This window comes from Bacteroidales bacterium, assembly GCA_017521245.1.
GTDB lineage: Bacteria > Bacteroidota > Bacteroidia > Bacteroidales > G3-4614 > Caccoplasma_A.
The window spans coordinates 1-11,743 of sequence record JAFXDI010000003.1 but is presented as its reverse complement, the minus strand read 5'-3'; the positions used below and the strand labels follow the sequence as shown (position 1 = coordinate 11,743).

Sequence of the window (11,743 nt, the reverse complement as noted above, 5' to 3'; positions counted from 1 at the left end):
ATCCGTCAGCGGGGGTTGCTGTTATAGTAATTGCTCCCTCTGCTGTTCCTCCGCCCGATACTGTTCCCCAAGCATCGTTATTTGCAGAGACTGTAATTGTGCGAGAAGGCACATCAACAGCTACCTCTTCAAATGTCCAAGTTGCAGCTGCTCCAACTACAGCATCTCCGAATAGGTAATAACCTCCTGCTGCCGGGACATTCTCATTCTTAACATAGTACCAAGCATTACTCTTATTGGTGTTATACACCTCCATGTAATAACCCGCAGTACCATTCGCTGTAAATCTAAACTCTGATGATTTTGATGACAATGCATCAACATTCCATGCTTGAGCATAAATGTAATAACCTGTTTTGGTCTTAATTTTGTAGTTAGAACCACTTTGCTCAAAAATAAATATTTGAGCCTCATTATCTTCTGCTAAAGCAGACGTTCCAACTCCTCCATAAGCGCCAGTTGCATGCTCATCGTAATTGCGCGCTGTAAGATATTGGCTTGTCGCATTATCTTTTAGTCGATACATCTTATTTGTATCAACTTGCGCCATTGATGTAGTAACAAATGCTACCACCATCAACAATAAAAACGCTAACTTTTTCATAATTCTGTTAATTAATAATTTATTTTGTTTTATAGTTAAAGTTATACTTATCAAGTATTCAACATCCTATTTTAGTGGTTTCATGCTTTATGATTACAAAACCATTTATAAACACTTTCACCAAATTTAGCAAGCAAATGTATAACATTTTTTTAGAAACACAATGAGATTTACTCATATTTTTTTGATTTTCAACATATTTATTAACATTCAAAAGGTAATAGAAGATATTTTTTAGACAAATCTGTATAAAAAACGACAGAACTCCGTTTTTGTTCTGTCGTTCTATTTTTTAATATTTTTTGTTTGCTTTATTTTGATGATTTCATTGCTTGTATGATTGCTGACGAGAAACCTGCCTCTTCGAGAGTATTTATTCCCTTAATAGTGATACCCCCCGGAGTTGTTACTTTGTCAATCTCGGTTGAGGGGTGTGTATTACCTTGCAAAATAAGTTCTGCCGCACCTTTTACCGATTGTGCTACCATCATCATTGCATCGTGAGGATATAGTCCCATCTCAACTCCTGCCTGCATTCCTGCCTGTATATATTTTAATACGTATGCAATTCCGCATGATGCAAGTGCTGTTCCCGCTGACATTTGTTGCTCAGTTACCATCATTGACAATCCCAACTCATTGAACATCTGCATAATCATCTGATCTTGTTCCTCTGTTGCATTGTATGATGATATTATATTCATACTTGCTTGCAAACTTATTGCAGTGTTGGGTATTATTCGGAACATTGGTAACTCAACATTTGTATAACCTTTTAGTTGCTCAAATGTTACTCCTGCCGCTACCGAAGCCAATATTTGCGAGGGCTGTAATGTAATGTTTGCCAAAACCTTCTCAACTAACCAAGGTTTTACTGCCAACAATACTATTTGTGCATCGGCAATAGCCTTTTGATTATCAGCCTCAGCGGTAATTCCTGCATAGCATTGTGATAGTTGCGATGTTTTTGCTGTATCTGGGTCAGATATTACTATTGAGTAATCAGCCGATTTTTTTGACTGCATCAACCCTGATGCTATTGCTCCTCCAATATTTCCTGCTCCTATTATTGCTATTTTCATAACCTATAAAAAATTAAGATTCAAGAACTTTTTTAAAGCGAGTCAAGAACTCATCTGCCAACTCTTTTGTTAAGCATAAAGGTGGCAACAGGCGTATTACGTTTGTTCCTGATACTCCTGTAAATACTTTCTGTTCAAACAATAGTTTTGTACGTATCTCTTTTACAGGCTCTTCAAACTCCAAGCCTATCATCAATCCACGTCCGCGTACCTCTTTTATTTGTGGTAGTTTCTTTAACTCTTCAATTAGGTATTCTCCTACCTTTGCCGAGTTCTCTACCAAATTCTCCTCTTTTATTATATCCAATACTGCAATGGCTGCCGCACATCCTAAATGGTTTCCGCCAAAGGTTGTTCCCAACATTCCGTATGTTGCTGTAAATTTAGGGCTAATCAACACGGCTCCAAATGGATAACCATTTGCTATTCCTTTTGCCGAAGTTATTACATCGGGTTTGATGCCTGTATATTGGTGTGCAAAGAATTTTCCGCTACGTCCATATCCCGATTGTATCTCATCGAGTATAAGTACTACATTGTATTGCTCGGTTATTTGACGCAACTGTTGCATAAACTCATCTGAAGGCACCTTTATTCCGCCAATACCTTGTATTCCCTCTATAATTACAGCACAAACATCGCCTTTTTGCAACTCTCTTTCAACTCCTTCAATATCGCCAAGAGCCAAGAATGTTACATCTATATTGTCGTTTATTGGTGCTACAATTTTTGGATTGTCTGTTATTTTTACGGCTGCCGATGTGCGTCCGTGAAACGACTTTTTAAACGAGATAACTCTCTTACATCCTGTGTGAAATGATGCAAGTTTTAGTGCATTCTCGTTTGCCTCAGCTCCTGAATTGATAAGGAACAATGAGTAATCTTCATATCCCGAAATTTTACCCATCTTCTCTGCCAACTCAACCTGCAAACTGTTTTTTACAGAGTTTGAGTAAAATACCAACTTCTCTGCTTGATTCTTTATTGCTTGAACATAATGAGGGTGCGAATGTCCTACCGATATTACAGCGTGTCCGCCGTAAAGGTCAAGATACTCCTGCCCCTTCTCATCATATACTTTACATCCTTTTCCCTCTTTTATCTCTATATCAAAGAGAGGATATACATCAAATAGTTTCATCTTTATTTAAATTGTTATTTATTTTTCTAACAATATTAATATACTTACCCCTCAGTCCTGCGGACAGCTCCCCTAAAATAGGTGAGCAGTTTTTTAACTCCTCCCTTGAATTAGGGGAGGTGGCTGTAAGTCGGAGGGGGGGAGTTTATCATGTTTTTATTTCGGTTTCTTGCAAAACTCTTTTTATCTCATACAATACCGAATCTATATCTTTCCATATCATATTATTCTCAAAACGCAACAATTTTACCCCATAAATATTATACAACTGAATAGTCCTAAAATCATCATATTCCATACCCGACAAGGAATAGTGATTGTTACCATCCAATTCTATCCCTAATTTTGCCTTAGGACAATAGAAATCTATAATGTAAGGTCCAACCGAAAATTGACGTCGCCATCTCCAACCATCAAGCTGTTTATTTTTAAGATGCAACCACAACATTGCTTCTGCTGACGTTCCAAAAGTTCTTAAACTTTTTCTCTCTTCTACCAGTTCCTGTCTATTATTTACTTGAGAATAATTATTCTTTTTAACCATGTTTGGTTTATGAGATAAATTAAGTTTTACCCCTCAGTCCTATGGACAGCTCCCCTAAAATAGGTGAGCAATTTTTAACTCCTCCCCTGAATTAGGGGAGGTGGCTGTAAGTCGGAGGGGTTAGTTTATCATGTTTTTATTTCTGCTTTTGATAAAACTATCTCTATATCAAAAAGTGGATATACATCAAATAGTTTCATCTCTAACAACTAAAAACTATTTAGAACGCCGATGGTTTAAGCATTAAACCTACTGTCTCTTTTAAACCAAATAGTAAATTCATATTGTGTACCGCTGTACCCGATGCACCCTTCAATAGGTTATCTATTGCCGAAGTGATAAGCACTTTGTCACCTTTCTTCTCAATATGTATTAAACATTTATTGGTGTTTACAACTTGTTTCAAATCAATCGGTTTTGTACTTATATGGGTAAATGAGTGGTCATCGTAATATTCGTTATAAATCTTATACAACTCCTCCTCCGATACTGCACAGTCGGTATATAAAGTTACAAATATTCCGCGTGCGAAACATCCGCGAACAGGGATAAAATAGAGTTCATCGGTTGCTGTTGATTGTAACGTATGCAATGTTTCGCCTATCTCTGCCAAGTGTTGGTGTGTAAAGGGTTTGTATATCGATATATTGTCGTTACGCCAACTGAAATGCGATGTTGCCGAAGGCTTTTGTCCTGCTCCTGTACTTCCTGTTATGGCATTAATATGCACAGGGTTGTTTAGCAAAAGATTTTTTGCTAATGGCAATAGTGCCAACTGTATTGCTGTTGCAAAGCATCCCGGGTTTGCAACGTGTTTGCAACGTATCAGTTTTTTACGATTTACCTCAGGTAATCCATATACAAAATCGTGCGACTCATCTGCCAAACGATAATCCATTGAGAGGTCTATTATCTTCAACTCCTCAGGCAATGTGTGCGACTCCATAAATTTCTTTGTATCACCATGAGCGGTACAGAAGAACAATACATCAATCGCCTCAAATGGCAACTCATCGGTAAACTTCAAATCGGTTTCGCCATATAATCCCGAATGAACATCGGTAATAGGGTTTCCTGCATTACTGTTACTATTGATAAATACTATCTCAACATCGGGGTGATTGATTAACAGTCTAATCAACTCTCCGGCGGTATAACCAGCCCCTCCGACTATTCCTACTTTTATCATAAGTCTATATTATTCGTTTTTACCGTTTTTTGTTTGTACTGCGTGGTATATCTTCATTTGGTTGCCAAGAATTTTTGTAAATCCTTTAACATCGTCTGCATCCCATGCTTTGTTTACCTCGCCATACTCACCAAAGTCTGACTTCATTAAGTCAAAGTTGCTCTCAACTCCTACCAAAACATAGTGATAAGGTTTCAAATCAACATACACCTTACCTGTTACATTACGTTGCGAACTTTGTAAGAACGACTCCATATCACGCATTACAGGCTCAAGATATTGTGCCTCGTGCAAGAACATTCCATACCATGTTCCTATTTGGTCTTTCCAATATTGTTGCCATTTGGTTAATGTGTGTTTCTCCAACATTTTGTGTGCGGCAATCAAAATTATAGGTGCAGCAGCCTCAAATCCTACACGACCTTTAATTCCAATGATTGTATCGCCTATGTGCATATCCCTGCCTATTGCATAACGCGATGCTATTGCCTCAACGGCTTGGATAGCCTCAACTTTGTTAGTGTATGCTTTTCCGTTTACTGCCGAAATCTCTCCGTCAACAAAATCAAGAACTAATTGCTCCTCTCCCTCTGCAACCATTTGTGATGGATATGCCTCTTCAGGTAGAGTTAGTTCGCTCTTCAATGTCTCTTTTCCACCGATACTTGTTCCCCAAAGACCTTTGTTGATTGAGTACTCCATTTTTTTGAAGTCATCCTCAATTCCATGTTTGCGAAGATAATCTATCTCATATTCACGAGTTAGTGTCATATCGCGTGTAGGAGTAAGTATCTTAATTTCGGGAGCAAGTATTTGGAATGTAAGGTCAAAACGTACTTGGTCGTTTCCTGCTCCTGTACTTCCGTGTGCAACATATTGTGCTCCAACCTCTTTTGCATAGTTGATAATTGCTATGGCTTGGAAGATACGCTCAGAACTTACCGAAATAGGGTATGTTCCGTTACGCAACACATTACCAAATATCATATATTTAATACTCTTCTCGTAGTACTCTTGTGTAATATCGAGTGATGCGTGTTGAACTGCTCCTAATTTGTATGCTTTCTCCTCAATTTTTGCCAAATCCTCTGCATTAAAACCTCCGGTATTGGCAATTGCAGTATATAACTCGTATCCGCACTCTTCTGTTAAATATTTTGCACAAAACGAAGTGTCTAATCCTCCACTAAATGCTAAAACTACTTTTTCTTTTTCCATAATATATAATGTTTTTTATTTTTTTACTTCATCGTTTTTATGTTCCTCAGGGTCATACAACATTCCTGTACATAAGCACATACGGCGATTTGTGCGTTGTAGTATATCATAATTTACACATGTGCTACATCCTTTCCAGAATGAGTCATCATCTGTAAGTTCTGAGAATGGCACAGGGCGGTATCCTAACTCAGAATTTATCTTCATCACTGCCAATCCTGTTGTCAAACCAAATAGTTTGGCATCTGGAAATCTTTCACGTGAAACTTCAAAAGATTTTGTCTTAATTCGTTTTGCCAATCCATGCCCACGATACTTCTCCACCACTATCAATCCCGAGTTAGCAACAAACTTTTTGTTACTCCAACTCTCAATGTAGCAGAATCCTGCAAACTCATCACCATCCATGGCTATGATAACTTTTCCCTCTAACATCTTTTGCTTAACATACTCAGGTGAACGGCGTGCAATTCCTGTTCCTCTGATTTTTGCTGCCTTTTCAATTGTGTCAAGGATTGTCTCAACAAGCGGTACATGACGCTCATCTGCGACCATTATCTGAATGTTATCTTTTACCTCCATCTTTTTATGCGTTTTTCTATTAATCTATAATAGGTATAATATCTCTCAATATATTTATTAACTCTTTTTTTCGTACTCCTCCTCGCAAAATAACAAGAATTGTATCATCTCCTGCTATTGTTCCCATTACCTGTTCTGCCTCCTTAGCATCAATATCAAGAGCAATTCCTCCTGCATAACCTGGACGAGTTTTTATCACACAAAATTGCCCTGAAAAATCAATTGATACAAACCAATTTGATGATGGTACACTTGAAACAGAGTGTGGTACATTAAGAGTTTTTGCTACATTTTGTCCTGGTAGTATATATGAGTATCCTCCACATCCATCTCCTACTTTTGCGATACGCATACGCTTTAAATCTCGAGACAGAGTTGCCTGAGTTAAATCATATCCTTCTTCAAGCAAAATATCGAGCAGTTGCCCTTGCGACTCAATCTTTGTTGAGGAGATAATCTCCTTTATTTTTTGTATTCTCTCGCCCTTGTTTTTCATTATTATTTTACATTGTATATTTTTTCAATTACGTAATTATGTATAAATCAATCCAATACAGATATGTATTATTACATAATCACATAAATAGAGTTAAAAACGGGACAAAGATAAATAATAAATTGGATATATATGCAAAAAAAGTCCTCTATTTTTTCAATAAAAAGAGTATTTTTTATGCATAAAATATTTTTATGCGTATTTTTATACAAAAACAGTTGTTGATTTGTTGTTATAGATATATAATATTATAATATGTTCTCAACAAAAGGGATTGCGGTTGTTGCTGTTCTATCGCACGATGTGGGAACGATTGTTATGTATCCTTGCTGTAATAGTTCCTCATCAGTCTCCTCTCCTTTGGGTGAGGTGTTTACAAAATAGCCTGTTAGCCAATAGAATTCTCTACCATGAGAATCTACTCGCTTTTCATACTCTTCGGTCCAATATCCCATTGCCTGTTTACACACCTTTATTCCTTTTATCTCAACGCCTGCTGGCACATTTACGTTCAGGCTTACAGATGGTGGCAACCCTTTTTCGAGAACTGACTTAGTTACTTTTTGTATAACTTCAATGCAGGGTGTAAAATCGGCCTCGGGAGAGTGGTCGCACAATGAGAATCCTACTGAGGGTATTCCTATTATTGCCCCTTCATATGCAGCTCCCATTGTTCCTGAATACATTGTGCTAACTCCACTATTAGAGCCATGATTTATTCCTGAAAGGAGTATATCTGGACGCCGCTCCAATACGCCGTGAATTGCCAACTTGATACAATCAACAGGGGTTCCTGTTGTTTTATAATATTTTATATTACCCTCCTCTTTAACCTTAAACAGACGCAATGGGTTTGTTACTGTTATGGCACATGATTGTCCTGATCGTGGTGAGTCAGGTGCTACTACCACTACATCGCCTAACGATGATACCTGTTTTGCTAAAAACTCTATTCCTCTTGCCTCAATTCCGTCGTCGTTTGTTATTAGTATTAAAGGTTTCATATTTCAGTTGTTAGTTGTCGGCTATGCCGCCCCCATGGGATAGTTGTTTATTTTTAGTTATTTTCTTTATGATCTTCCTCTGTCATATCGTCTTTTTCCACTATCTGATATGCTCCTACATCGGGATTAACTCCTAAAGGTCGCTCAACTCCATACATATCGGTGCGAAGTTCGGGGGTAAGATACGCCTCTGATCCCATTTGATAGGCACTCGATTCGGTTGTTGAAATTCGGTAATCGTAGTAGTATTCCTCTCCCCCTACACAATTAAACATAGGGTCGCCTCCCCATATCGAGTTTATGAAGTTTTCATCATCACTTCCCGATACAGTAAAGAGACAATTACGGAACAAGATATTTGTATAGGTTGATATATCGGATGGGGATAGTATTCGTGAAGTTCCTACTATGATTGTATTATCAAATTGAGCAGAGGGCGTTGTTGGCAATGTTTCATCATCAAATCTGTTAAACACCAACATTGGTTCACGTATCACATCAAAGAGTGAAAAATAGTTTGCTAACGTACTTTGTACCACATTTACAACTCCTCCGTTACACATTATCAATGCTCCTGAGCCGTTTGATATTTCGCTATTGGTAATTGTCACCTTACTTTGATTTATGGTTAGCAAATTACCCTTTGAGTTGTGAAGTATTGAGTTATGTATCTTTATCTTATCTTGCGACACATCTGAAGAGTCAAGAACCATTCCGTTTACAGTTCCTCGCATAAAGGTATGCACAAAACTATTATTGTAACTATCTTGCGAAATATATAATCCATCCCATTGACCGGGTAAACGGTCGTATGGCAAATATGAGAACATATTATCTGTTCTGTCGCCTCGTAATGTTACGGGTTGTGATTGTGTTCCTTCAGATAATAGTCTGCCTCGTACTACTATTTTTGCTTTATCGTGCATACAGAGGTTTGTCCCTGGCATAAGGGTGAGTGTTGCTCCCTCTTCTACCACCAAAGAATCATATATTATATATGGTTTCTCAGATGTATATTCTGTGTCAGCGGTTATTATCTCTCCTCTTAATCGTGTGGCATCTTGTCCGTAAGCCTCCAATTTTACATCTTGGCGAACTCCGTTTGTCAAGAATACAATTGAGTCTTTTATTAAAAAAGGAGTATTAATATTTGTCTTTTTAGGAGTTATCTCTACAAATACAAAAATACTATCCTTTGCAGGAACCTCAATGTTATAAACATCGGGGCCCTTTGTTCCGTCAACATTTATAAAGAAGCCTGAGTTCTCGGCATCAGCCAAGAGAATGGATGTTATCAATAGCGATTTCTCGTGTCTATTATATACCTTGAATATTTCTGTTGCTGTACCTTGTTCAGTAAAAATAGTGTCAAATCGCACACTGTCGGTAGAGAACGCAAGAGTGTGTTCCGGTGATGTTGTAAATTCATCATCAAAACAACCTGTTAACATACTTGAAGTTATCAAGATAAATAACATATATAATATGTTGCAACTCTTTTTCACTATCTCTATAACGGAATTTTTCTTATAAAATTGTAACTAATGAACAATTACTTATTTACTCTCCTCTACTCTTTTGCATATAACTTTTGCTGCGTGACGTGGCGCCCCAACTGCTCCAAGTCTGGCTCGCATCAGTTGATACCCTTCCAATATTTTCTCTCTTTCATTTGGTTGCAGTATCTTTTCCAACTCCCTTCGAGTATTTTCGGGAGTAAAATGGTTTACCAACAACTCTTTTACCACCTCTTTTCCTGCTATAAGGTTTACCAACGATACATATTTTACCTTTAATATCTTCTCAAACAGTTTATATGTAAACTTACCTCCTGCCATATAATAACATACTACCTGAGGCACTCCCATTAGTGCTGTTTCAAGTGTTGCCGTTCCCGAGGTTACAAGTGCTGCCGTTGCTTGTTGCATAAGGCGATAGGTCTTTTCATAAACCACCTTTATAGGTTTGTCCGCTATTATTTGAGCATATAGTTGGGGGGGGATAGATGGTGCTCCTGCTACAACAAATTGATACTCATCCATTCCTTCAACTGCTGCTATCATACGAGGGAGTGAACTCTTTATTTCGCCAACTCTACTTCCTGCTATTAGGGCTATAATAGGTTTTGTACTCAACGCATTTGAGGTAGTGAACTCTTCAAAGGTCTCTTCTGCATCGGGACGTATCGCTAACTCATCTACTGTTGGATTTCCTACATAATCTACCTTATAGTTAAGTCCTGCAAAATATTCAACTTCGAATGGAAGAATGGAGTACATATAATCGACATATTTTCGTATGCTCTTTATACGATACTCTTTCCATGCCCAGATTTTTGGTGCTATATAATAGTGAGTCTGAATTCCCAGTTTAGTTTTAACATATTTGGCTATCTGCATATTAAAGCCTGGATAATCAACCAGGATAACAGCATCGGGGGCAAAGTTTTTTATATCCTTCTTACACTCTTGCATATTACGCAATACGGTACGGAGATTTTTTATTACTGCAATAAATCCCATAAATGCCATCTGGCGATAATGTTTTACCAACACTCCTCCTTGTGCCGCCATTAGGTCGCCTCCAAAGAAACGAAACTCTGCATTGGTATCGTTCTTTTTTATCTCTGCCATAAGGTGCGATGCGTGTAAATCGCCCGAGGCCTCTCCTGCTATCAAGTAATATTTCATAATTATCTATTTTGTTTGGGTACAAACACTCCTCTTTCTTTGTCAAATACTACTCCTCGCGACTCAAATAATTGAGCAACATCTCCTCTCTCAATAGCCTCAGTTGTTGATGCTAATTTTACTTTATCATCTATGAAAAGCAATAATTTATCTGCAACAGAGAGAGATTGCTCTACATCGTGAGTTGAAAGTATTATTGTTTTATTCTCTTTCTCTGCCAATCGCTTTAGGAGATATAAAATCTCTATTCTGCTCGGGAGGTCCAAAAATGCGGTTGGTTCATCAAGTATTATTAGCGGAGTTTGTTGGGCGAGTGCCTTTGCTATCATTACCTTTTGTCGCTCTCCGTCAGATAGTTGGGATAGGTACCTCTTTGATTTATCTTGCATTCCCACTAACGATAATGCCGATTCTACTACTCTGCTATCTTCTTCTGTGATTTTCCCAAAGAAACCTGTATAGGGATAGCGACCTAATGCTACCACCTCTTCAACCAAAAGACCTCCTGCCATAGTCTTATCGGTAAATACTGCCGACACTCTTTGTGACAATTCTCGAGGATTAATCTTATAAAGTGACTCTCCGCATATTAGAACATCTCCTGCAAGTGGGGGTTGTATTGCCGAAAGGGTACGCAAAAGTGTTGATTTACCAACTCCGTTACACCCGAGCATCAAAACAAGTTCTCCAGAATTCAGAGCAAAAGAGATATTATCGGCAACCTTTATTGCCGAACTCCCTTTTCCATATCCTATTGTTAGGTTTCTTGCCTCTAATATAACTTGCTCCTGCATCAGTTGAAATACTCTATTTTTGAACGATTAACTATTACATATATTATCACTGGCGCTCCAAATATGGGTGTTATAGCATTTAAAGGTAATACCCCGCTTTGCCATGGCATTGAGCATAAGAGGGTACACAATAGCGCTGTTGCCGCTCCCGCCAAAAGAGTAGCAGGCAAAAGGGTGTGATGATTTGATGATTTTGTCATCAACCTTGCCACATGTGGTACTGCCAAACCTAAAAACGATATTGGTCCACAATATGAAGTTACTATTGCTGTTAGCAATCCTGTGCATAACAACAACAATATTCGTGTGCATTTTATATTCACTCCTAAATTAGTTGCATATCTATCTCCCAACAACAGGGCATTAAGAGGTTTTATGAGTAAAATTGAGAGGAGTATT

The 11,743-nt window shown here is 37.9% G+C and carries 13 protein-coding genes; all 13 read right to left on the bottom strand.

Translation table 11 applies throughout. The features are described 5' to 3' along the window. A partial coding sequence (locus tag IKK64_01770; protein MBR4118789.1) for a hypothetical protein occupies positions 1 to 604 on the bottom strand: 604 nt, incomplete at its 3' end. Between the two features lie 311 nt (positions 605 to 915). Further along, entirely contained in the window at positions 916 to 1,686 is a 771-nt protein-coding gene (gene proC / locus IKK64_01765) for a pyrroline-5-carboxylate reductase (GenBank protein MBR4118788.1), read from the bottom strand. 13 nt (positions 1,687 to 1,699) lie between these two features. Beyond that, positions 1,700 to 2,827: an aspartate aminotransferase family protein gene (locus IKK64_01760; GenBank protein ID MBR4118787.1), complete on the bottom strand. Its 1,128-nt coding sequence runs from the start codon at positions 2,825 to 2,827 to the stop codon at positions 1,700 to 1,702. A 148-nt stretch (positions 2,828 to 2,975) separates the two neighbouring features. Next, positions 2,976 to 3,371 carry a DUF559 domain-containing protein gene (locus tag IKK64_01755; GenBank protein ID MBR4118786.1) on the bottom strand — a complete coding sequence of 132 codons (396 nt, stop codon included), beginning with the start codon at positions 3,369 to 3,371 and terminating at the stop codon, positions 2,976 to 2,978. Positions 3,372 to 3,591: 220 nt separating this feature from the next. After that, positions 3,592 to 4,560: an N-acetyl-gamma-glutamyl-phosphate reductase gene (locus IKK64_01750; GenBank protein MBR4118785.1), complete on the bottom strand. Its 969-nt coding sequence runs from the start codon at positions 4,558 to 4,560 to the stop codon at positions 3,592 to 3,594. A 9-nt stretch (positions 4,561 to 4,569) separates the two neighbouring features. Then, complete coding sequence (locus IKK64_01745) at positions 4,570 to 5,778, bottom strand: argininosuccinate synthase (GenBank protein MBR4118784.1); 1,209 nt, start codon at positions 5,776 to 5,778, stop codon at positions 4,570 to 4,572. Positions 5,779 to 5,793: 15 nt separating this feature from the next. Continuing rightward, positions 5,794 to 6,360: a GNAT family N-acetyltransferase gene (locus IKK64_01740; protein MBR4118783.1), complete on the bottom strand. Its 567-nt coding sequence runs from the start codon at positions 6,358 to 6,360 to the stop codon at positions 5,794 to 5,796. 19 nt (positions 6,361 to 6,379) lie between these two features. After that, complete coding sequence (locus tag IKK64_01735) at positions 6,380 to 6,856, bottom strand: ArgR family transcriptional regulator (protein ID MBR4118782.1); 477 nt, start codon at positions 6,854 to 6,856, stop codon at positions 6,380 to 6,382. Between the two features lie 248 nt (positions 6,857 to 7,104). Next, entirely contained in the window at positions 7,105 to 7,860 is a 756-nt protein-coding gene (gene surE / locus IKK64_01730; GenBank protein MBR4118781.1) for a 5'/3'-nucleotidase SurE, read from the bottom strand. Positions 7,861 to 7,913: 53 nt separating this feature from the next. Next, positions 7,914 to 9,311: a hypothetical protein gene (locus tag IKK64_01725; protein ID MBR4118780.1), complete on the bottom strand. Its 1,398-nt coding sequence runs from the start codon at positions 9,309 to 9,311 to the stop codon at positions 7,914 to 7,916. A 105-nt stretch (positions 9,312 to 9,416) separates the two neighbouring features. Continuing rightward, positions 9,417 to 10,550: a lipid-A-disaccharide synthase gene (gene lpxB, locus IKK64_01720; protein MBR4118779.1), complete on the bottom strand. Its 1,134-nt coding sequence runs from the start codon at positions 10,548 to 10,550 to the stop codon at positions 9,417 to 9,419. A gap of 2 nt (positions 10,551 to 10,552) precedes the next feature. After that, positions 10,553 to 11,344, bottom strand: a complete 792-nt coding sequence (locus IKK64_01715; protein ID MBR4118778.1) for an ABC transporter ATP-binding protein — start codon at positions 11,342 to 11,344, stop codon at positions 10,553 to 10,555. Further along, the coding region (locus IKK64_01710) for an iron chelate uptake ABC transporter family permease subunit (protein ID MBR4118777.1) at positions 11,344 to 11,743 on the bottom strand (400 nt) is incomplete at its 5' end. The genes IKK64_01715 and IKK64_01710, both read right to left, overlap by 1 nt.

Excerpts from the sequence above, each read along its gene's own strand:
- surE (MBR4118781.1), bottom strand. The coding sequence starts at position 7,860 with ATGAAACCTTTAATACTAATAACAAACGACGACGGAATTGAGGCAAGA.
- proC (MBR4118788.1), bottom strand. The coding sequence starts at position 1,686 with ATGAAAATAGCAATAATAGGAGCAGGAAATATTGGAGGAGCAATAGCA.
- IKK64_01735 (MBR4118782.1), bottom strand. The coding sequence starts at position 6,856 with ATGAAAAACAAGGGCGAGAGAATACAAAAAATAAAGGAGATTATCTCC.
- IKK64_01760 (MBR4118787.1), bottom strand. The coding sequence starts at position 2,827 with ATGAAACTATTTGATGTATATCCTCTCTTTGATATAGAGATAAAAGAG.
- IKK64_01740 (MBR4118783.1), bottom strand. The coding sequence starts at position 6,360 with ATGGAGGTAAAAGATAACATTCAGATAATGGTCGCAGATGAGCGTCAT.
- lpxB (MBR4118779.1), bottom strand. The coding sequence starts at position 10,550 with ATGAAATATTACTTGATAGCAGGAGAGGCCTCGGGCGATTTACACGCA.
- IKK64_01750 (MBR4118785.1), bottom strand. The coding sequence starts at position 4,560 with ATGATAAAAGTAGGAATAGTCGGAGGGGCTGGTTATACCGCCGGAGAG.
- IKK64_01715 (MBR4118778.1), bottom strand. The coding sequence starts at position 11,344 with ATGCAGGAGCAAGTTATATTAGAGGCAAGAAACCTAACAATAGGATAT.
- IKK64_01755 (MBR4118786.1), bottom strand. The coding sequence starts at position 3,371 with ATGGTTAAAAAGAATAATTATTCTCAAGTAAATAATAGACAGGAACTG.
- IKK64_01745 (MBR4118784.1), bottom strand. The coding sequence starts at position 5,778 with ATGGAAAAAGAAAAAGTAGTTTTAGCATTTAGTGGAGGATTAGACACT.
- IKK64_01725 (MBR4118780.1), bottom strand. The coding sequence starts at position 9,311 with ATGTTAACAGGTTGTTTTGATGATGAATTTACAACATCACCGGAACAC.